The organism is Prevotella sp. C0026C3, from assembly GCF_056590795.1.
In genome coordinates, this window is sequence record NZ_JBWPWW010000002.1 from 34526 (window position 1) to 55526 (window position 21001).

The window sequence follows — 21001 nt, forward strand, 5'->3', positions numbered from 1 at the left end:
CTTAAGTATGAAAAAAATGATGATTGCAGCAATGATGTTACTTGGTACATCAGCTGTATTTGCTGGAGACAGTGAACCTCTGAAAGCCATCTTGAAAGCTAAGACGTTTGCAGAGGCAGAAAGTCTTCTTAAAACAAATTTGAGCCAATTGGCTAATGCAGCTGAAAAGGCTGCTGCTTATAACAAACTGGTGGATTTAGCCATGGATAAAGTTGGAAAAGAGCAAGCTGTCATAAATTCTAACCAAATGGCAGTACAGTTCAAACAAGGTAAGGTGGAAGCCTATGATACCTTGGGATTCTATAACGCTGTTTACAATGCAATGAATAATGGTATGCTTGGCAATGCCTTTGATCAACAGCCGAACGAAAAAGGAAAGATAAAGCCCAAATTCGAAAGCTCGAATAGCAACCGTCTCTACAACATTCGTCCACAGCTGATTAACGGTGGTCAAGAGTTTGGCAAAAAGGAAAATCAAGCAGAAGCCCTGAAATATTTTGGTTTATATGTTGATAGCTCTGAAGATCCTCTGTTTAAAGGAATTGACAAAACAAAGAATCCTGATCAATATCTTGGCGAAGTTGCTCGGGTAGCAGCTGTATATGCTTTCCAGAACAAAGATTTGGAGCGTGCCAACAGATATTGCGATGTAGCAATGAAGGATACCGCAGTATATAAAGAGGCTTTGAATCTAAAGATGTATCTGATGCAACAAGGACTCAAAACAAAGACCGACTCATTGCAATATGTAGAAACCTTAAAAGGAATTTATGCTAAAGATCCTAAAAATGAGCAGATCTTTGCAACTTTGGCTAATATGTATGGTAGCCTAAAAATGGCTAGCGAACAGACTCAGTTCATTAATGACAAGATAGCACAAGATCCAAAATGCTTCTCGGCTTGGGCACTGAAAGGTCAAAATGCAATGAATGCAAACAAGCTAGATGAAGCAACTTCTAGCTTCAAGAAGGCTTTGGAAATAGATGGAGAAAACGTTGTTGTACTTACTTATCTTGGTTTTACAATTAATGCTCAAGCAGGTGCTATCAGTAATGATGCCGCTGGCCAAAAGAAACTCTATGAGGAGAGTACTGCAATCTTGGAAAAAGCTCGCAGTTTAGACCCTAACCGCGAAAAAGCCAATTGGAGCTATCCTCTATATCAATGCTACTATTCTCTTTATGGTGCAAATGATGCACGCACTAAAGAGATGGAGTCTCTAAACAAGTAAAGGATATTGAATGAAAAAGAATCTCTATTTGTTTCTACTTTTTTGGATCTCTTTATCGATACAAGGTAAAGATGTTTCACCACGTACTACCGCAAAAAAGCTGAATAAACAAATAGAGGTTCTTTTACAAAAAATAGAAGGTAGACAATATCAAAAAACAGACTCGGCAACTTATTATAACAATGTATCTGAAATAATAAAAATGGCATTGTTATGTGATTTTTACGATGTACAAGCTTCAAAGAGTCTGCATGATATACTAACCTATCGTTCAAAGAATGTCAAACGCTTGAGTGGGTATTTAGAGACATTAATAGATGCAGGAAGGTATTATTATCGACATAGGCAGAATGATTCTGCTATTAATGTCTTTAAGTTCTATCTGGATTGTACAGAAAGTGCTTTATTCCATGAGCAAAAATATATTCAGGGACAAGCTGCTTATTATATAAGCTTACTTACTTATGGAAAAAAGGATTATATTACATCAGAACAATTCGCAGATGTAGCATTAAAGGATATTAATTATGCAAAGGAAGCCGCTAAGATAAAAATAAATTGTATGAGGATGGGATTAAAGAACAGTGCTGATTCTATCCAATATTATTCTGTTCTTTCTGCCCTTCATCGAAAGGCTCCTGAAGATGAATTATATTTTAAGCTATTGATAGAATATCTATCATCGCCGGGACATAAACGTCAGCTGAAAGAATTTGCGAGCACAGAAGTCCGTATCAGACCACACAATAAATTGGTTTGGGCCTTGAAAGGAGAGACAGATATGAAGTCCCAACAATGGGATAATGCTATAGTTTCTTTTAACAAGGCACTTTCTATGGATTCGACTATGGTGAAAGCCGTTTATAATATAGGTTTATGCTATTGTTCAAAAGCCATGTATTTAAGGAGGGAGTTTGAAAACGATAGTGGAAAAATAAAGCGAAAAGATTTTCAACTGATAAAGAAAGAATTAAATCAAGCTGCTATGTGGCTGCGAAAAGCGGAATCATTAGATCCTAATGAGGAGATTGTTAAATGGAAGTTTCCATTACAAAAGGTAATAAAAGTTTTAGGTAATTAGTTGAATTATGATAGGTAAGATAAAGATTATCATTTGCGTGCTGATATTTTTTTCTTTAGGCACAAATGCTCAAAAGAAAGAAATGGCACAAGCAAGGAGCGACATAAAGAGTGGTAAGAATCTAGAAAGAGTTGAACAAAGCATGAAACAGCTTTTAAAAGATTCGGCAAACAGAACAAATGAAAAGATATGGCTTCTTTTGTTTGAAGCTCAAAAAAAACAATATGAGCAAGGAAATGAGAAGTTATATTTAAAACAAAAGTATGATACTGCAAGATTATTTAATTCTTGTCTCAATCTATTTACTACCTTGGAAGGATTGGATTCTTTAGATGCTCGCCCTGACAAGAAAGGAGAAATAAAACTAAAATATAGAGCAAAACATTCGGAATTACTGAATGTATATCGACCTAACTTATACAATGGAGGTATTTATTTCCTCAACAAACAAGATTTTAAAACTGCATATCACTTCTTAGATACATATATAAATAGCGCAGACCAGCCTTTATTTAGCGCATATAAATATCTAGAAAAAGATAAGACATTACCAGTAGCAGCCTATTGGGCCGTATATTGCGGATATAAGATGGGGGATACAAAGGCAACCTTGCATCATACCTATTTAGCATTGAAAGATACGGCTCATTATGCCATGATGTTACAATATCTTGCAGAAACTTATAAACTTGAGAATGACACTGCTCGTTATGTACAAACCTTGAAGGATGGATTCTCTAAATATCCTAAATTTCCATTTTTCTTTCCCCGTTTAGTAGACTACTATTCTGACTTACGACAAAACAATAAAGTTTTAGAAGTCTGTAAACAAGCATTAAAAGCTGATAGTACGAATACTATATTTAAATTTGCAATGAGTACTACATTGTTGAATATGGGACAATACGAAGAATGTATTAGACTATGTGATGACTTACTGAAACAAGATAGTTCTATGGTTGATGCCTATTTAAATCTAGGATTGGCATATTTCAATCAAGGTATAGAGATTGATAAGAAAACAGGAGATCAAATTAAGAAAAAAAAGATGATTATACAATCATATAAAGCTGCTTTACCTTATCTACAAAAATATAAGACATTAGCACCCAATCAGAAAGATAGATGGGGATTGCCACTCTATACTATCTATTTAAATTTAAATATGGGCAAAGAGTTTGATGAAATTGACCACATATTAAAACAAAGAAAATGAAAGGATTAGATAATATACAACAGAAGCTAGGAATCAAGTTGAATGGTATGCAAGAGGCTGCCATGAACGCTATATTACATACTAACAAAGATATACTTGTACTTTCGCCAACAGGGTCAGGAAAGACATTAGCTTATTTATTGCCATTAACTCAACTTCTGAATCCTGATAATCCACAGATCCAAGCTGTCGTTATAGTTCCGGGGAGAGAACTGGCTCTGCAATCATCAGAAGTATTGAATAATATGGGCAGTGGTTTGAAAGCTATTGCCTGTTATGGTGGGCGTACTGCTATGGAGGAGCATCGACATATGAAGCAAGTTTGCCCCCATATAATCTTTGCAACTCCCGGACGACTGAACGACCATCTTGATAAAAACAATTTCAATATAGACAATATTAAGTTTATTATTATTGATGAATTTGATAAGTGTTTGGAGATGGGGTTCCAAGATGAAATGAGTCGTATATTTGAAAAATTGTCCCATGTAGAACGGCACATTTTATTGTCTGCTACAAATGCAAAATCTATACCTCAATTCGTCCAAATGGGCAGAACAGATAAAGTTGATTATCTCTCTACCGAACAAGTGCCGGATAGAGTAACCATATATAAAGTAAAAAGCCCTATAAAAGATAAATTAGAAACATTAAGACAGCTTCTTTGCGATATAGGAAATCAAAGTAGCATTGTTTTTCTAAATTATCGAGATAGTGTAGAAAGAACTGCCTCTTATTTGGAACAAAATCGTTTTACAGTTAGTGCTTTTCATGGCGGTTTAGAACAAAAGCAACGTGAAGATGCTTTGTATAAATTCACTAATAAAAGTGCCAATATACTTATTAGCACAGATTTAGCATCTCGTGGACTTGATATTCCGGATATTGCAAATATCATTCATTATCATTTACCGGAAAACGAAGATGGTTATATACATAGAGTAGGAAGAACTGCAAGATGGGATAAGATGGGAAAAACGTTCTTTATCCTTGGACCTGACGAAGCCCTTCCAGATTATATAGATGGCAATATGGTGGATTATCAAATTTCAGAGGAACTACCAGAGCCCCCTAAGCCTCAAATGGCGACATTGTATATAGGAAAGGGAAAGAAAGATAAATTAAGCAAGGGGGATATCGTAGGCTTCTTATGTAAGAAAGGAGGACTGCAAATCACGGAGATTGGCCGCATTGATGTGAAAGATAGATATACGTATGTTGCAGTCTCACATCCTCGACTACAACATGTACTGCAATTAGTCCAAGGGGAGAAGATTAAAGGGGTACGTACTGTGATAGAAGAAGTTAAATAAATAGCTTGTTTATAACATAATGTCATAAAATAATAGGAAATAATAAAAAGTTGCTATTTTATTTTGAAAAATAAAGGAAAAATAGTAACTTCGCCACAACAAATTAATTCACTAGAACATTTATTTTATAACTAAAAATATTTTCAGATGAAGAAGTATAATTTTAATGCAGGTCCTTCAATGCTTCCTAGAGAAGTGATAGAAAATACTGCCAAGCAGATTTTGGACTTCAATGGGAGTGGGCTGTCTCTTATGGAGATTAGCCATCGAGCTAAAGACTTCCAACCTGTTGTAGATGAGTCGGTCGCCTTAATCAAGGAACTGCTTAGTATTCCTGAGGGCTATTCCGTAATATATCTCGGTGGTGGTGCTTCTTTACAGTTTACTCAAATACCTGCTAACTTTCTCATCAAAAAGGCTGCATACCTAAATACTGGTACATGGGCTAAGAAGGCTATGAAGGAAGCCAAGCTGTATGGTGAAGTTACTGAAGTTGCTTCTTCTGCTGATGCTAATTATACTTTTATTCCAAAGAGTTATACAATACCAACAGACGCAGACTACTTGCATATCACTACCAATAATACAATCTATGGAACAGAAATTCGCAAGGATCTAGATAGTCCTATTCCATTAATTGCAGATATGAGTTCTGATATCTTTAGTCGCCCTGTAGATGTCTCTAAATATGATGCAATATATGCTGGAGCTCAAAAAAATCTAGCTATGGCTGGTGTAACGGTCATCATTGTTAAAGACGAAAAATTAGGTAAGGTACCTCGCGAATTACCCACCATGTTTGATTATCGTACTCATGTAGATAAAGGTTCTATGTTTAATACTCCTCCTGTTGTTCCAATTTATTCAGCATTGGAAACATTACGTTGGATAAAGAAAAATGGTGGTGTTGAAGCTATGAACAAACTAGCTCATCAACATGCTGACATTGTGTACAACGAAATAGATCGTAATAAACTCTTTAAAGGGACTGCTGCTGAACAAGATCGTTCTGTCATGAATCTTTGTTTCGTGATGGCCGATGAATATAAAGAATTGGAAAAATCTTTCTTAGACTTTGCAACAGAACGTGGAATGGTCGGTATCAAGGGACACCGCTCAGTAGGAGGATTCCGTGCTAGTTGCTATAATGCCCAAACTCTCGAAGGCGTTAATGCACTTGTTCAGGCTATGAGGGATTTCGAGGCTAAGTACTAGTTAAGAATAACATCATAAAATGGTTGGGTGCTAGCGTATGGTTGTCGATAATAGAATATGACATTCACACTATCACCCAACTATTAGTTTATATTTGTTCAATCATTAAATCGCATAAAAGACATGAAAGTATTAGTAGCAACAGAGAAACCTTTTGCAGCTACAGCTGTCGAAGGTATTAAAAAAGAAATAGAGAGTGCAGGAAACCAAGTAATTCTCCTCGAAAAATACACTGATAATTCACAATTTCTTGAGGCTATCAACGACGTAGATGCCATGATTGTTCGTTCGGATAAGGTTACACCAGAAGTACTAGATGCAGCTAAAGCACTCAAGATTGTTGTTCGTGCAGGTGCTGGATATGATTCTATTGATACAGCTTATGCAAAAGAGAAGAATATTATTGTAGAAAATACTCCGGGGCAAAATTCCAATGCGGTGGCTGAATTAGTGTTTGGACTATTGGTCTATGCAGTACGTAATTTTTATAATGGAAAAGCCGGAACCGAACTAAAAGATAAAAAGCTAGGCATTCTTGCTTTTGGAAACGTAGGACGCAATGTAGCCCGGATTGCTAAAGGATTCGGTATGGATATTTATGCTTACGATGCATATTGTCCTGCTGAAGCAATAGAGGCTGCAGGAGTTCATGCTGTAAAGAGCCAAGACGAACTATTTCGGACCTGTGATATTATCTCTCTACACATCCCTGCTACTCCTGAAACTAAGGACAGTATTGATTATCGTACTGTCAATCAGCTTCCAAAGGGTGGCATTCTTATCAATACTGCTCGTAAGGAAGTTATCAACGAACCTGAGCTTATTAAATTACTTTCAGAACGTGCTGACCTTAAATATATCACAGATATTAAACCAGATGCAGATAAAGATTTCCAGCAATTTGAAGGACGTTATTTTACTACTCCTAAGAAAATGGGAGCTCAGACAGCGGAAGCAAATACGAATGCGGGCATTGCCGCGGCTAAGCAAATCAATGCTTTCTTCAAAGATGGATGCACTAAATATCAAGTAAATAAATAGTAACATGGCTATCATCAAACCGTTTCGTGGCATCAGACCACCACGACAATACGTAGAAGATATAGAAAGTCGTCCATACGATGTTCTCAATTCCGAAGAAGCGAGCCTTGAAGCTAAGGGGAATGAAAAAAGTCTTTATCATATTATCAAACCTGAAATAAATTTTGAGCAAGGAACATCGGAATATGATCCTCGTGTGTATGAAAGTGCTGCAAACCATTTTCAGAAATTCCAAGATAATGGATGGTTGAAACAAGATACCAAAGAAAACTATTACATCTATGCACAAACTATGAATAACAAGACCCAATATGGTCTTGTTGTGGGTGCATATGTAGAAGACTATCTGAATGGTGTTATTAAGAAACATGAATTAACTCGCCGGGACAAGGAAGAAGACCGCATGAAACATGTACGTGTATGCGATGCGAATATTGAGCCTGTATTCTTTGCTTATCCTGATAATGCTGTACTCAACCAATTAATAGCACAATACACATCTACCAATCCTGAATATGATTTCATTGCACCGATAGATGGTTTTCGGCATCAGTTTTGGATTATATCCAGCGACGATGATATCAATACAATTACAAAAGAATTTGCCAAAATGCCTAATCTATATATTGCAGACGGTCATCATCGTTCAGCAGCAGCGGCATTAGTAGGGGCAGAAAAAGCAAAAAACAACCCAAATCATAAAGGAACTGAAGAATATAATTACTTCATGGCAGTATGCTTCCCGGCTAGTCAATTAACAATACTTGATTACAACCGCGTTGTGAAAGATCTTAATGGGTTATCATCAGAAGAGTTTTTAAAAGCCTTAGGAACTAATTTCTATATAGAGAAGAAAAGTTGTGAAAATTACAAACCTCAACACCTACATGAATTCTCTATGTATCTTGATGGCCAATGGTATAGTTTAAAGGCCAAAGATGGCACATACAATGATCTAGATCCTATAGGAGTTTTAGATGTTGATATCTCGTCTAGACTCATATTTGATGAAATATTAGGCATAAAGGATTTTCGTTCCGATAAACGTATAGACTTTGTTGGAGGTCTGCGTGGATTGGAAGAATTAAAGCGCCGGGTAGATAGTGGCGAGATGCGTATGGCAGTAGCATTATATCCAGTTACCATGAAACAGATTATGGATATTGCCGATAGTGGAAATATTATGCCACCTAAGGCTACTTGGTTTGAACCAAAGTTACGTTCCGGCCTTGTGATTCATAAACTCTCAGACTAATAAATGATAGACGAATTTAAGACTATAACATCTAAAATAGGCGAGGGGACTTACTCTGAAAAACGGAGTAAGTTTCTTGCTTTTTCTCACCACGTTTCTTCTGTTGAAGAAATTAAATCCTTATTAAGTCAATATAAAAAGAAATATTATGATGCACGTCATATCTGTTATGCATATATGCTTGGTGCAGATAGAACTGAATTTAGAGCCAATGATGATGGAGAGCCTAGTAGTACTGCCGGCAAACCTATTTTAGGGCAAATTAATTCTAACGAACTAACAGATATATTAATAGTTGTTGTTCGCTATTACGGAGGAGTAAATTTAGGGACTGGGGGATTAATTGTTGCATACCGTACAGCTGCGGCAGAAGCTATTGGTGCTAGTGAAGTTGTATACATGCCTATAGAAGAGACCGTTACTTACACTTTCACTTATCCTATGCTCAATAGTGTCATGCGTATTATCAAGGAACTAAATCCACGTATTGTTTCACAAAACTTTGATAACACATGCGAAATAGTCCTAGCTATTCAAAAGAGTAAAGCTAATTTATTAAGAGATAAACTCAGCAAGCTTATCTAAGAAACTTCAAAACAAAAAGAGAACAACTTTCTATAAAAAGCTATTCTCTTGATGCGGAAGATGAGGGATTCAAACCCCCGATACCCGAAAAGGGTATACCGGATTTCGAGTCCAGCGCATTCGGTCACTCTGCCAATCTTCCAAAAGCCATGCAAAAATACAATTAATATTTTAGAAAGCAAAGGAAATTAACTAATACTTCAATGCTAATTTCCTATTTTTGATACTAATTTATATTTTTCCTTTCCTTCTATAGAAGTAGAAAGAACACGACAGTTTTTCTTTTTTTTCAACATCTGATCATGGATAGCACAACCACTACATCCATAACACTTATCATTTGCATGCTTAAAAGTCGTATATAGCCTAAAAAACGCAAATGATAATGCTAGGGTGATGATAAGAAATGTTATAATGTATTGTACTATCATCCTTAACAGTTCAGTTAATAGAACAATTGTAGCTATTTCTTCTACAGACAAGAAACTGCTACAATTGTTTTGTTTGTTTTATTAGAATGCAAACAAAGGATAATCCTTCATGGCTGCATTCACTTTCTCACCTACTCGTTGAATAGTCTGACTATCTTCCGGATTATTCAAAACCTCTTCTATGAGTTCTGCAACGAGCTTCATCATATCCTCTTTGGCGCCACGAGTTGTCATAGCAGCTGTCCCCAAACGGATACCACTTGTCTGGAAAGCACTTCTTGTATCAAATGGCACCATATTCTTATTGACAGTAATATCAGCAGCAACCAATGCATTCTCTGCAATCTTTCCTGTCAAATCTGGATACTTAGAACGCAAATCCACTAACATAGAATGATTGTCTGTACCACCACTAACGATACCAAATCCGCGCTGCATTAATTCGTCAGCAAGCACAGTTGCATTCTTCTGAACTTGAGCTGCATATACTTTCCAAGAATCTTGAAGGTTCTCACCAAAACCAACAGCCTTTGCAGCAATCACATGTTCTAGTGGTCCACCTTGGATTCCGGGGAATACAGCTGAATTCAAAAGCTGTGACATCATCTTCACTTCGCCTTTTTTATTTGTCTCTCCCCACGGATTTGGGAAATCCTTACCCATCAAGATGATGCCGCCACGAGGACCACGCAAAGTCTTATGAGTAGTACTTGTTACAATATGTGCATATTTAACAGGGTTATCAAGAAGTCCAGCAGCAATCAATCCTGCAGGGTGAGCCATATCAATCATGAGCAAAGCACCCACCTCGTCTGCAATCTTACGCATACGCTTATAGTCCCATTCACGACTATATGCACTACCCCCACCAATAATCAGCTTCGGCTTATGTTCGAGTGCCAACTTCTCCATCTCATCATAATCAACTCTTCCCGTCTCTCTATCAAGATTATAACCAATAGGGTTATAAAGGATACCAGAGGTATTGACGCTGCTACCATGCGACAAGTGGCCACCATGAGCAAGGTTTAGCCCTAGGAAAGTATCACCAGGTTTCAATACGGCGAAGAATACAGCTGCATTAGCCTGTGCTCCAGAGTGAGGTTGCACGTTTGCAAATTCCGCTCCAAAAAGCTTCTTTACACGTTCGCGTGCCAAATCTTCCACTTCATCAACAACCTGACATCCACCATAATAGCGTTTACCGGGAAGTCCTTCCGCATATTTGTTTGTAAGGTAAGAACCCATAGCTTGCATCACCTCATCGCTTACGAAGTTTTCAGATGCAATCAGTTCCATACCCTTAAGCTGACGCTGATGTTCTCTCTCAATAAGGTCAAAAATTTCTTGATCTCTTTTCATTGTGGCAATAATAATATGTAAAAATTAAACTATACCTATATTTGAAACAACTATACCAATTTTACTTGGTCAATAAATTGTTCTTTATCACAATAATGACACTTCAACACTCCATGCTCTTTATCTACCACATGGAATATAGTTTGCATGGGCTCATTATTCGTAATACATTTGGGATTGTTGCATTTCACAATGCCCTTCAACTCATCAGGAGTGCGAACCGTCTTCTTTTCTACTACTTCGTAGTCCTTGATGATATTTAATACGACATTAGGTGATATGACACTCAACTTGGAAATCTCCTCATCGGTAAAAAACTTATTTGAGACTTTGATAATACCTTTGCGTCCAAACCTTTTTGAAGCATAATTATTACCAACAGTGACGGGCGAATCTAGATTTTCCAACTCCAATAATGCTACCACCTGATAAGTCTTATCGGCCGGAATATGATCGATAACAGTGCCGTTCTCAATAGCAGCAACCAATCTTTCTTTCTTGTTGTTCATCTCCATTTTCATTAATCAATGATAGTTTTATCGGCCTTAACATCGTCCAATGTTATTCCCAAACAATAACAGAATATTGCCTCTCTTGCAAACAATCCGTTCTTTGCTTGTTGAATATAATATGCATGCGGATTATTATCTACATCGAATGCAATTTCATTCACGCGTGGCAGTGGGTGCATAATCTTCATATTTGGGCGCGCCTTACCCAACATATCATTGCGTAGGATATATACATTCTTAACACGTTCATATTCCATCAAATCAGAGAAACGTTCCTTTTGTACACGTGTCATATAGAGAATGTCGGCATCGGCTATGACGTTTTCATTGAAATCTTCGTGTTCTACATAGTGAATATGGTGTTCATTGCAGTAAATCTTATACTCTTTTGGCATGGCTAATTCAGGCGGAGCTATGAAATGGAAAGTTGGATTAAAGTGGCGCATGGCTGTGATGAGTGAGTGAACCGTACGCCCGTATCGCAAATCACCGACAAGATAGATATTCAAGTTTTCTAATGTTCCTTGGGTCTTATAGATAGAATACAAATCAAGCAAACATTGTGAAGGATGCATATGGGCACCATCGCCCGCATTGACTACCGGAACAGGAGCTACTTCCGAGGCATATTGAGCAGCCCCCTCGATGTAATGTCTCATCGCAATAACGTCTGCGTAGTTGCTTACCATGAGTATCGTGTCTTTCAACGTCTCTCCTTTGGTAACACTAGATGCTTTCGCATCGCTGAAACCTATGACTTTAGCTCCTAGTCTGTTTGCTGCTGTTTCAAAACTCAACCTCGTTCTTGTAGAAGGTTCAAAGAACAATGTTGCTACTACTTTCCCTTTCAGAATCTCTCTATTGGGATGCTTCTCGAACTCTTGCCCCATCTCTATTAAATAAAGGATTTCCTCCTTCGTCAGATCGGCAATTGTTACAAAGTTATGTTTCTCCATCTAAAATGCGATTGATAGTTCCGTTTTCGTTTGCTAAATTACTCATATTTTTTAATTCAAGCCACTTAATTGTGAGAAAAGTTGTACTTTTGCCAAAAATAAAAAGATATACTGTCAAGTTATCTATAGACATTTTGACTATAATGAGAAAGACTTTCATACATCTCTTATGGGGACTATTGGCTACAGGTATAATAGCATGTGTTTTAGCTTTTACCGCCATTTGGAATGGTTGGATAGGCTATATGCCGCCAATAGACGATTTGCAAAACCCTATCAATCGCTTTGCCACACAAGTTTTTTCATCTGATGGTAAAGTCATTGGCACATGGAATATCAACAAAGAGAACCGTATTGTCGTTCCCTATTCAAAAATATCTCCAAACTTGGTCAAAGCCTTGGTTGCTACGGAGGATGTTCGTTTCTACAACCATTCAGGCATAGACTTCATCGCATTAGGGCGCGCTGTCATTAAACGTGGACTATTCGGACAGACTTCTGCAGGCGGTGGTTCTACCATAACTCAGCAGTTAGCCAAACAATTATTTTCTGATGTAGCCCACAGCACGCTAGAGCGTGTACTCCAAAAACCGATAGAGTGGGTGATAGCCGTCAAATTGGAGCGTAATTATACCAAAGAAGAAATCATTGCGCTCTATCTCAATTATTTCGACTTTTTACATAATGCTGTTGGTATCAAGACCGCTTCTAACACCTATTTTGATAAAGAGCCCAGCGACCTTACCATTTGTGAGGCCGCCACACTCATTGGATTATGTAAAAATCCCTCATTGTTCAATCCGGTCAGATACCCCGAACGCTGTGTAGAACGTAGAAATGTGGTATTGTCACAAATGCAGAAAGCCGGTTATTTATCTACTGCCGAGTACAATCAATATAGTGATGAGCCATTGGCATTAAATTTCCATCGCATGGATCATAAGGATGGAACTGCCACTTATTTCCGCGATTTCCTACGCAGATATATGATGGCTTCTCAACCCAACATCAACGATTATCCTTCTTGGAATAAAGTGCAATATACGATAGACTCCATAGCATGGGCTAATGATCCCTTATACGGATGGTGTAACAAGAATTACAAGAAAGATGGAACACCCTATAATGTCTACTCAGACGGGCTGAAAGTATACACGACTATCGACAGTCGAATGCAGCGATATGCAGAAGAAGCCATGTATGGACATGTAGCTCAATACCTGCAAAAGGAGTTCGATAAAAGTAATCTGAACAATCCTGATGCACCGTTTTCCGGCGATTTAACCAAACAGCAAGTAAAAGATATTATGCGACGAGCCGTTCGTCAGAGTGAGCGCTATCGCATATTGAAGGCTCATGGTGCTTCCGATGCAGAGATAGATGAATCTTTTCGTACCAAGACCGAGATGACTGTATTCACCTATCATGGCGATATTGATACGCTCATGAGTCCGATAGACTCAATCCGCTATAATAAATCATTCTTACGTGCAGGCTTTATGAGTATGGATCCAAAGAATGGTTATGTGAAAGCTTATGTGGGTGGGATGGACTTTACCCACTTCATGTACGACATGGTAACCGGTGGTAGAAGACAAGTTGGTTCTACCATCAAGCCTTTCCTCTATGCCCTTGGAATGGAAAATGGTTTCTCTCCTTGCGACCAAGCACCCAATGTGCAACATACATACATGGTAGCCGGCCGCCCGTGGACACCAAGAAATGCTAGCAGAAGTCGATATGGACAAATGGTAACACTGAAATGGGGACTCTCACAGTCCAACAACTGGATATCAGCTTACTTGATGTCTAAGCTTAATCCTCAACAATTTGTTTCCACACTTCATGATTTTGGCATCAACAATCCGGATATCCATCCATCCATGTCGCTATGCCTTGGTCCGTGCGATGTAAGTGTTGCCGAAATGGTAAGTGCTTATACCACATTTGCCAACCACGGTATTAGAACCTCACCTTTATTTGTTACACGCATAGAAGACAATGAAGGAAATATCGTTGCACGTTTCCAGCCTCGAATGAACGAGGTGATTAGTGCCGAGAGCGCCAACAAAATGCTGGTTCTCATGCAAGCGGTCGTAGATGGAGGTACTGCCGGTCGCCTGCGTTATAAATACAATCTAGAGGGCGAGATAGGTGGTAAGACCGGTACTACCAATAACAATAGCGATGCATGGTTTGTAGGATTTACTCCCCAACTGGTTAGTGGTGTATGGGTAGGAGGTGAAGACCGCGACATCCATTTCAAAAACATGCAGATGGGGCAGGGTGCTACAATGGCTCTTCCTATATGGGCTTACTATATGAAAAAGGTTTATAGAGACCGTAGTCTAGGCTATGATACCCAAGTAAAATTCGGTTTACCAGAAGGATATAACCCTTGCGCCAATATTCCGGAAGACGATTTCAACGGCATAGACGAAGTTTTTGAATAGGGTAGAGGCCTACCCACCTTTGGCTGCAAAGCCAAGGCAGCAATATTGCAAAGTCTTAACAGCACTGCTGATACATTTGAACAGCAATTCTGTTGAGACTTTGCATTGAATCAAGAAAATATAAATGAAATAATATTCCTATCTTCCCCAAAAGGAATAAAGTATTACCTATCATCAGCAACAAACATTTTCCTTTTATCGAGGCAAATAGATTGAGGCAGGAACAGCTTCATTGCTATAAGGCATATTTCTCTATGAACTGATTGAACTCTGCCGTATAACCATTGAACACATTGATATCGACTTCGCCCTTAATCCCGTTGACCCGACCATCAGGGCTCAATTGCCAATAAATCAATCTCACATCTGGCTTGTATTCACCATAACGGGCTATCCACACTTGGTAATCGCGCTTGATGTCGGGAGCTTCTTTCAAATACCTATTTACAAAAGACTGGCTAATGTAAAGAATCGGTTTTTGGTGTGTATGAGCTGCAACGATACGCAACCAAGTACGAACATGATTAAATAGTACCGTTGTTCCACCCATTTTTTGTATTTGCGCATGCGATGGTTCTACATCCAAAACAGGTGGAAAATCACCGTTGCGAAAGAGTGTATGCTTCAAAAAGAAAAGAGCTTGTGCCCGTGCGTCAGACGTTGTAGAGAAGAAATGGTATGCCCCGACATGATAACCATGCCGATGAGCCTCTATATAATCAGATTTATAAAACTTATTACGCACGGTTGTTCCTTCGGTACTCTTGATGTATATATACGATATAGGATAGTCAACATATCCCTGTATTCGCTTTTTACTAAGACTTCCTAAATGAGTAATACGTAGATTATTCCAGTTAATACCATATCGCTTTTTGCCAATGATATGCTGGTGCTTGGATATATCAATTCCATATATACGCTCAGAAGTATATGTCATTCGTTCGCCTCTGAATACTCCTTGTCTCCATTCTCCTGATTTTAATGCGTGGCGAGCTGTCATTCCCACGCCAAATCCATCTTGTCGATCATTCATCCAATGTCCCTCATAATATGAACCATCGTTACCGCGATACACGCCATGGCCACAAGCTTGTCCGAATTGATTGAATTGTCCCGTATATATACCTATAGAATCTTTCCGACTTCCCTCTACAAGCGTATCATTTTCCCATGTTGCAATATAGTGTCTCCCTATAGAATCTGTAAATTCTCCATATCCTTGGCGTTTATTAGCTCTCCATTCGCCTCTGTATATGATGCTGTCATGCCACAACAACATTCCATATCCGGAATATGCTCCATCAACGATACTACCTATATAGGTTGTATCCCCTTTTTCAACGGTTGTCGTATTACCAGTAGATAGTCCTTTACATCCCCAAAAAGAAAATATAGTAAGAAAGCCAATTGCTATTGCTGAATTCTTCATTTCAAAATATCTTTAGAGTCAACGCCACCTTTGTTTAACTTCATACCAACCATGTTACCATACTTAGTAAAGATAGGAGCACCACATTCTCCCAATGCAGTCGGCACAGGAAGAGAATCCCGACTGCTTAGCGAGAGAACTCCTTGCCAGAACATGCTTGCATACGGTATAATGCTAATAGCAAAAACATCTTTTGGTGTCTTCTTATCAATAGTTTGCATCAATGCGATTTGTCCTTTTGTCCCATATCTTACTAAAGAGCATTCTATAGAAGCTGATTTCTGCGAATGGCGTATATAGGCATGGTATTGATCAATTCTGTTGATTTTTAATTTCTTATTGGAAACATGAGCTGATAGTAAACGCAAAACGTGTTGAATCGTATCCATTCGTGAATGATTTATAGTTGCATGTTTCGCAACCAATTCATATCCTTCGTCTTTCACGCTGTGAACCTTCAAATAATATCTGTATTCATCTCTCTGTGCATCAAGATCCCTCAGTTTTTTCTGCAAACGGTTGATTTCCTTTTTCACAATAAGCACAGTTTCTTGCTCATTATAGACCGTTTTTACAGAATCTATGGCAGCCACCATTCTCCCTTTACAAACAGGAAAGAGCCATGAAGGCTTTATCCAAAATCCATGATACATTTGCGTACTCGTAATAATGGAATCCTTATTCCATGCAGGATGCTCCATTAGAGAATCATCACGAAGAGAGGAGAAGTAAAGAATGGGAGAATGATTTGATAACAATGTGAAATAAGAGACTCTTTTCATTGTAACCAATGAAGAAGTTAATTGCCGTTCATTTCCCGGCCAACACCGAACAACAATAAAAATCACCCATACTAAAATGATTGATATGGGGATGCCAATAAGCCATAATAAGCGCTTCATCTTTCTCCTTAGTAGACAGATAATAATAATTTCCAATTTTATGCAAAGTTAGTCTAAAAATAAGACATACGTTCGTATAGATGAGAAAAGTTCTGTCATACAAAGTATTTTGGCATGTAATATTTGCAACAAAGCGTATTTTTGCGTATTTTTGCCACTCAATCAATTTACTTAAATAATCAATAAGATGAAACAGACAATATTGGTAACAGGTGGCACAGGATTTATCGGTTCTCATACTACTGTAGAATTACAGCAAGCAGGCTATGAAGTTGTCATTGTAGACAATCTGTCAAACTCTAAAATCGAAGTTCTTGATGGTATCGAGAAGATTACAGGCATCCGTCCCCAGTTCGAAAATGTAGACTTGAAAGACTATGAGGCAACAGAGAAAGTATTTCAAAAATATCCTAAGATAGAAGGTATTATTCACTTTGCAGCATCAAAAGCAGTTGGGGAAAGTGTAGAAAAGCCGTTGATGTATTATCGAAATAATGTCATTTCACTAGTCAATTTGCTTGAACTAATGCCAAAATACAATGTGAAAGGTATTATATTCTCATCAAGTTGTACGGTATATGGGCAGCCAACTGCTGAGAATCTACCGGTATCAGAATCTGCACCTATCCAGAAAGCATTGTCCCCCTATGGTAATACCAAGCAGATAAACGAAGAGATTATTCAAGACTATATTCATAGTGGAGCTAATGTAAAGAGCATTATCTTGCGTTATTTCAATCCTATTGGTGCTCACCCATCTGCCCTAATTGGCGAATTGCCCAATGGCACTCCTAACAATTTGATTCCATTTGTAACACAAACGGCAATTGGTGTTAGAAAAGAAATCACTATTTTTGGAAACGATTATTCTACACCGGATGGTACATGTATCCGCGACTATATCTATGTTGTTGATTTGGCTAAAGCCCATGTGAAAGCCATGGAACGTGTACTTGAAAAAGAAACAGAACCTTTGGAATACTTTAATGTTGGCACCGGCAAGGGAGAATCGACATTAGAGATTGTACAAGGTTTTGAGAAAGCTACAGGTGTCAAATTGAATTGGAAGTTCGGCCCACGTCGTGAAGGAGACATTGAAAAGGTTTGGGGAGATGTACGCAAAGCCAATGAAGTTCTTGGTTGGAAAGCAGATACTCCATTGGAAGATGTACTTGCCAGTGCATGGAAGTGGCAATTAAAACTGCGTGAAGACGGAGTTATGTAAGGTTTTGACAGTGTTATTTGTTAATAATAATTAACATCATGTTTCTAATCAATACAAAGTAGTTCTTAGACCATAAAAAGAATTACCTTTGCACCGCTATTACGAGTTGATAGCATAAAATTCAAACCTTATAATAAATAAATTAAATGGCAACAAAAATCAGATTACAGCGCGGCGGTCGTAAAGGCTACGCTTTCTACGGTATTGTTATCGCTGACGCTCGTGCACCACGTGATGGTAAATTTACTGAGAAGATTGGTACTTACAATCCTAATACCAATCCGGCTACTGTAGATTTGAATTTCGAACGTGCTCTCTATTGGGTAGAGACTGGTGCTCAACCTACAGACACTGTACGTACAATTTTGAAGAATGAGGGTGTATACCTCATGAAGCATCTTCGTGGTGGTGTAAAGAAAGGCGCTTTCGATGAAGCTACCGCTCAGCAGAAGTTCGACGCTTGGAAGAACGAAAAGACTCAAGGCGTAGACGCTGTACGCGCAAAGGTTGCAGACACAAAGAAAAGTCTAGCTGCCGCTGCATTGGAAGCAGAGAAGAAGATGAACGAAGCTATTGCAAAGAAAGTTGCAGACAAGAAAGCAGCATTAGCTGCTGAGACACAGGCTGCTGAAGCTACAGAGGAAGCTACAGAAGCACCTGCTGAAGAAGCTGCTCCTGCAGAAGCTTAATTACTTCTTTCAAAGTAATAACAAAAAGAGAGTAGAAAGATATATCTTTCTACTCTCTTTCTTTTTATAGCTGTTTTCTTATTTTAATAGAGACGATTTTGTTTTTATACTTTTTTAGTCTCTCACTTTCGCCTCTCTTCTATTATTATTGTAATTTTGCGTAACATAATATATCAAAATTACAATATGGCAGAATCTATTGACATTCGGGAATTAAATATAAGAATTGAACAACAGAGTGGCTTTATTACCAACCTTGTACAAGGTATGGATAAAGTAATAGTAGGGCAAAAACACCTCGTAGACTGTTTGCTGATTTCATTACTTAGCGATGGACACATTCTATTGGAGGGTGTCCCCGGACTAGCTAAGACTTTGGCTATCAAAACACTTTCTCAATTGATAGCCGCAGATTTTAGCAGAATACAGTTCACTCCAGACTTACTTCCGGCTGACGTTATCGGAACAATGATATATTCTCAAAAAGATGAGAAGTTTCAAGTAAAAAAAGGCCCGGTCTTTGCAAACTTTATTCTTGCAGACGAAATTAACCGTGCTCCAGCCAAAGTACAGAGTGCTTTATTGGAAGCTATGCAAGAGCATCAAGTAACAATTGGTGACAACACTTTCAAATTGCCAAATCCATTCTTGGTTATGGCTACCCAGAATCCAATTGAACAGGAAGGTACTTATCAATTGCCAGAAGCACAAGTTGACCGTTTTATGTTGAAAGTGGTTATTGACTATCCAACTTTAGAAGAAGAGAAGCTCATTATCCGTAAGAATCTGTCGTCGGATTGGGGGACGGTAGCGCCTGTTACTTCTTTGGACGACATTGTTAGGGCTCGTTCTATCGTCAATCAAGTATACATTGATGATAAAATCACCCAATATATCGCAGATATTGTATTTACTACCAGATTCCCGGAGAGATACCAACTACCGGAATTAAAGGATTTGATTACATTCGGTGGTAGTCCTAGAGCTAGTATTAATCTTGCAAATGCTGCACGGGCTTATGCTTTCATCAAACATCGTGGATATGTTGTTCCTGAAGACGTGAGAGCTATCGTGCATGATGTCATGAGGCACCGTATCGGTCTAAGCTACGAAGCAGAAGCCAATAATGTATCTACAGAGGAAATCGTATCAAAGATTATCAATAAGGTGGAAGTTCCATAATTGAATTTCATTGTAGTTATATTTAAGATTTATCAATCATAGAATTCATTTTGGAAACTCGCGATATTCTAAAAAAAGTAAGACGGATTGAGATAAAGACCAAAGGTTTGAGTCAAAACATCTTTGCCGGACAGTATCATTCAGCCTTTAAAGGTAGGGGAATGGCTTTCTCTGAAGTCAGAGAATACCAGTTTGGTGATGATGTTCGTGACATCGATTGGAATGTCACGGCACGTTTTCACCATCCATATATTAAGGTATTCGAAGAAGAACGGGAAATGACAGCCATGCTGCTGATAGATGTTTCCGGTAGCCTTGAGTTTGGGACACAAATCCAGATGAAACGAGATTTGGCTACAGAGATTGCTGCGACATTGGCATTTAGTGCGATCCAAAACAATGACAAAATAGGGGCAATCTTTTTCTCAGATAGAATAGAAAAGTATATTCCGCCTCAGAAAGGCAGGAAACATATTCTCTTCATTATCAGAGAGATGTTGGATTTCCAGCCTCAGAGTCGTAAGACAGATATATCATTCGCTCTCTCTTACTTTTCACGGATGATGAAACATAGAACTACTGCATTTGTCATAAGCGACTTCTATGATAAAAAATCATTCGAAAAAGAACTTCTTATTGCAAGTAGACGGCACGATGTAGTGGCTATTCAAGTTTATGACCAATGTGCAAAAGCATTACCAAATGTAGGTTTGGTAAATATCGTGGATGCGGAAACAGGTCATGAGATGATAATAGACACCAATTCCAAACTCGTTAGGAATGCCCATACCCAATATTGGAATCAAAGACAAAGAGTCTTGAAACAATTATTTGCAAAGGGACAAGTTGATTGGATTTCTGTAGCAACAAATGAAGATTATGTAAAGTCTCTCATGTATTTGTTTAAGCAAAGGAATTGA

18 protein-coding genes and 1 tRNA gene are annotated in these 21001 nt (G+C 38.2%); 13 read left to right on the plus strand and 6 right to left on the minus strand.

The features are described 5' to 3' along the window. Nucleotides 1–7 precede the first annotated feature (7 nt). The 8 genes from AC1EK4_RS01300 to AC1EK4_RS01335 all read left to right on the plus strand — a co-directional run bounded on the left by AC1EK4_RS01300 (nt 8) and on the right by AC1EK4_RS01335 (nt 8937). A complete protein-coding gene (locus tag AC1EK4_RS01300) occupies nt 8–1231 on the plus strand; it encodes a tetratricopeptide repeat protein (RefSeq protein WP_036898697.1) in 1224 nt (407 codons plus the stop codon). A gap of 10 nt (nt 1232–1241) precedes the next feature. Then, nucleotides 1242–2312 (plus strand): hypothetical protein, encoded by a 1071-nt coding sequence (locus tag AC1EK4_RS01305; protein ID WP_036898696.1) that lies wholly within the window; start codon nt 1242–1244, stop codon nt 2310–2312. A gap of 7 nt (nt 2313–2319) precedes the next feature. Next, entirely contained in the window at nt 2320–3528 is a 1209-nt protein-coding gene (locus AC1EK4_RS01310; RefSeq protein ID WP_480356732.1) for a tetratricopeptide repeat protein, read from the plus strand. After that, nucleotides 3525–4841: a DEAD/DEAH box helicase gene (locus AC1EK4_RS01315; protein WP_480356733.1), complete on the plus strand. Its 1317-nt coding sequence runs from the start codon at nt 3525–3527 to the stop codon at nt 4839–4841. The genes AC1EK4_RS01310 and AC1EK4_RS01315 overlap by 4 nt, the downstream gene beginning before the upstream one ends. Nucleotides 4842–4988: 147 nt before the next feature. Beyond that, on the plus strand, nt 4989–6056 hold the full coding sequence (serC, locus tag AC1EK4_RS01320) for a 3-phosphoserine/phosphohydroxythreonine transaminase (RefSeq protein ID WP_036898693.1): 1068 nt from the start codon (nt 4989–4991) through the stop codon (nt 6054–6056). Nucleotides 6057–6179: 123 nt separating this feature from the next. Continuing rightward, complete coding sequence (locus AC1EK4_RS01325) at nt 6180–7097, plus strand: NAD(P)-dependent oxidoreductase (RefSeq protein ID WP_480356735.1); 918 nt, start codon at nt 6180–6182, stop codon at nt 7095–7097. Between the two features lie 4 nt (nt 7098–7101). Further along, a complete protein-coding gene (locus tag AC1EK4_RS01330; RefSeq protein WP_036898691.1) occupies nt 7102–8352 on the plus strand; it encodes a DUF1015 domain-containing protein in 1251 nt (416 codons plus the stop codon). 3 nt (nt 8353–8355) lie between these two features. Continuing rightward, a complete protein-coding gene (locus AC1EK4_RS01335; protein ID WP_036898689.1) occupies nt 8356–8937 on the plus strand; it encodes an IMPACT family protein in 582 nt (193 codons plus the stop codon). A 54-nt stretch (nt 8938–8991) separates the two neighbouring features. Here the strand turns inward: AC1EK4_RS01335 and AC1EK4_RS01340 are convergent. From AC1EK4_RS01340 to pyrB, 4 genes are all read right to left on the minus strand, one after another. Next, nucleotides 8992–9079 (minus strand) — tRNA-Ser (locus AC1EK4_RS01340). Between the two features lie 370 nt (nt 9080–9449). Next, nucleotides 9450–10730: a serine hydroxymethyltransferase gene (gene glyA, locus AC1EK4_RS01345; protein WP_480356737.1), complete on the minus strand. Its 1281-nt coding sequence runs from the start codon at nt 10728–10730 to the stop codon at nt 9450–9452. Nucleotides 10731–10780: 50 nt separating this feature from the next. After that, nucleotides 10781–11245: an aspartate carbamoyltransferase regulatory subunit gene (gene pyrI / locus AC1EK4_RS01350; RefSeq protein WP_036898707.1), complete on the minus strand. Its 465-nt coding sequence runs from the start codon at nt 11243–11245 to the stop codon at nt 10781–10783. Between the two features lie 5 nt (nt 11246–11250). Beyond that, nucleotides 11251–12198 (minus strand): aspartate carbamoyltransferase, encoded by a 948-nt coding sequence (pyrB, locus tag AC1EK4_RS01355; protein ID WP_480356739.1) that lies wholly within the window; start codon nt 12196–12198, stop codon nt 11251–11253. A gap of 143 nt (nt 12199–12341) precedes the next feature. On the opposite strand from pyrB, the gene AC1EK4_RS01360 reads away from it, so the two are divergent. Further along, nucleotides 12342–14651 carry a transglycosylase domain-containing protein gene (locus AC1EK4_RS01360; RefSeq protein WP_036898681.1) on the plus strand — a complete coding sequence of 770 codons (2310 nt, stop codon included), beginning with the start codon at nt 12342–12344 and terminating at the stop codon, nt 14649–14651. Nucleotides 14652–14886: 235 nt separating this feature from the next. Here the strand turns inward: AC1EK4_RS01360 and AC1EK4_RS01365 are convergent, their stop codons facing one another. Together AC1EK4_RS01365 and AC1EK4_RS01370 are read right to left on the minus strand one after the other, a co-directional pair. Beyond that, nucleotides 14887–16083 carry a GH25 family lysozyme gene (locus AC1EK4_RS01365; RefSeq protein WP_480356741.1) on the minus strand — a complete coding sequence of 399 codons (1197 nt, stop codon included), beginning with the start codon at nt 16081–16083 and terminating at the stop codon, nt 14887–14889. Beyond that, the gene (locus AC1EK4_RS01370; RefSeq protein ID WP_156431008.1) at nt 16080–16985 is read right to left on the minus strand and encodes a hypothetical protein; all 906 of its coding nucleotides are present in this window, start codon (nt 16983–16985) and stop codon (nt 16080–16082) included. Before AC1EK4_RS01370 ends, AC1EK4_RS01365 begins: the two co-directional genes overlap by 4 nt. A gap of 187 nt (nt 16986–17172) precedes the next feature. Here AC1EK4_RS01370 and galE point away from each other — a divergent pair, with 187 nt between their 5' ends. The 4 genes from galE (at nt 17173) to AC1EK4_RS01390 (ending at nt 21001) form a co-directional block, all read left to right on the plus strand. After that, nucleotides 17173–18210 (plus strand): UDP-glucose 4-epimerase GalE, encoded by a 1038-nt coding sequence (galE, locus tag AC1EK4_RS01375; RefSeq protein WP_036898675.1) that lies wholly within the window; start codon nt 17173–17175, stop codon nt 18208–18210. A 146-nt stretch (nt 18211–18356) separates the two neighbouring features. Further along, complete coding sequence (locus AC1EK4_RS01380; RefSeq protein WP_062432368.1) at nt 18357–18899, plus strand: 30S ribosomal protein S16; 543 nt, start codon at nt 18357–18359, stop codon at nt 18897–18899. Nucleotides 18900–19085: 186 nt separating this feature from the next. Then, nucleotides 19086–20081 (plus strand): AAA family ATPase, encoded by a 996-nt coding sequence (locus AC1EK4_RS01385; RefSeq protein WP_036898670.1) that lies wholly within the window; start codon nt 19086–19088, stop codon nt 20079–20081. A gap of 50 nt (nt 20082–20131) precedes the next feature. Further along, nucleotides 20132–21001, plus strand: a complete 870-nt coding sequence (locus AC1EK4_RS01390) for a DUF58 domain-containing protein (protein ID WP_062432374.1) — start codon at nt 20132–20134, stop codon at nt 20999–21001.

Coding starts and splice junctions, on each gene's coding strand:
- AC1EK4_RS01365 (WP_480356741.1), bottom strand. CDS start 16,083: ATGAAGAATTCAGCAATAGCAATTGGCTTTCTTACTATATTTTCTTTT.
- AC1EK4_RS01330 (WP_036898691.1), top strand. CDS start 7,102: ATGGCTATCATCAAACCGTTTCGTGGCATCAGACCACCACGACAATAC.
- AC1EK4_RS01315 (WP_480356733.1), top strand. CDS start 3,525: ATGAAAGGATTAGATAATATACAACAGAAGCTAGGAATCAAGTTGAAT.
- AC1EK4_RS01305 (WP_036898696.1), top strand. CDS start 1,242: ATGAAAAAGAATCTCTATTTGTTTCTACTTTTTTGGATCTCTTTATCG.
- AC1EK4_RS01310 (WP_480356732.1), top strand. CDS start 2,320: ATGATAGGTAAGATAAAGATTATCATTTGCGTGCTGATATTTTTTTCT.
- pyrB (WP_480356739.1), bottom strand. CDS start 12,198: ATGGAGAAACATAACTTTGTAACAATTGCCGATCTGACGAAGGAGGAA.
- AC1EK4_RS01300 (WP_036898697.1), top strand. CDS start 8: ATGAAAAAAATGATGATTGCAGCAATGATGTTACTTGGTACATCAGCT.
- AC1EK4_RS01325 (WP_480356735.1), top strand. CDS start 6,180: ATGAAAGTATTAGTAGCAACAGAGAAACCTTTTGCAGCTACAGCTGTC.
- galE (WP_036898675.1), top strand. CDS start 17,173: ATGAAACAGACAATATTGGTAACAGGTGGCACAGGATTTATCGGTTCT.
- AC1EK4_RS01360 (WP_036898681.1), top strand. CDS start 12,342: ATGAGAAAGACTTTCATACATCTCTTATGGGGACTATTGGCTACAGGT.
- AC1EK4_RS01385 (WP_036898670.1), top strand. CDS start 19,086: ATGGCAGAATCTATTGACATTCGGGAATTAAATATAAGAATTGAACAA.
- AC1EK4_RS01370 (WP_156431008.1), bottom strand. CDS start 16,985: ATGAAGCGCTTATTATGGCTTATTGGCATCCCCATATCAATCATTTTA.
- glyA (WP_480356737.1), bottom strand. CDS start 10,730: ATGAAAAGAGATCAAGAAATTTTTGACCTTATTGAGAGAGAACATCAG.
- AC1EK4_RS01335 (WP_036898689.1), top strand. CDS start 8,356: ATGATAGACGAATTTAAGACTATAACATCTAAAATAGGCGAGGGGACT.
- serC (WP_036898693.1), top strand. CDS start 4,989: ATGAAGAAGTATAATTTTAATGCAGGTCCTTCAATGCTTCCTAGAGAA.
- pyrI (WP_036898707.1), bottom strand. CDS start 11,245: ATGGAGATGAACAACAAGAAAGAAAGATTGGTTGCTGCTATTGAGAAC.
- AC1EK4_RS01380 (WP_062432368.1), top strand. CDS start 18,357: ATGGCAACAAAAATCAGATTACAGCGCGGCGGTCGTAAAGGCTACGCT.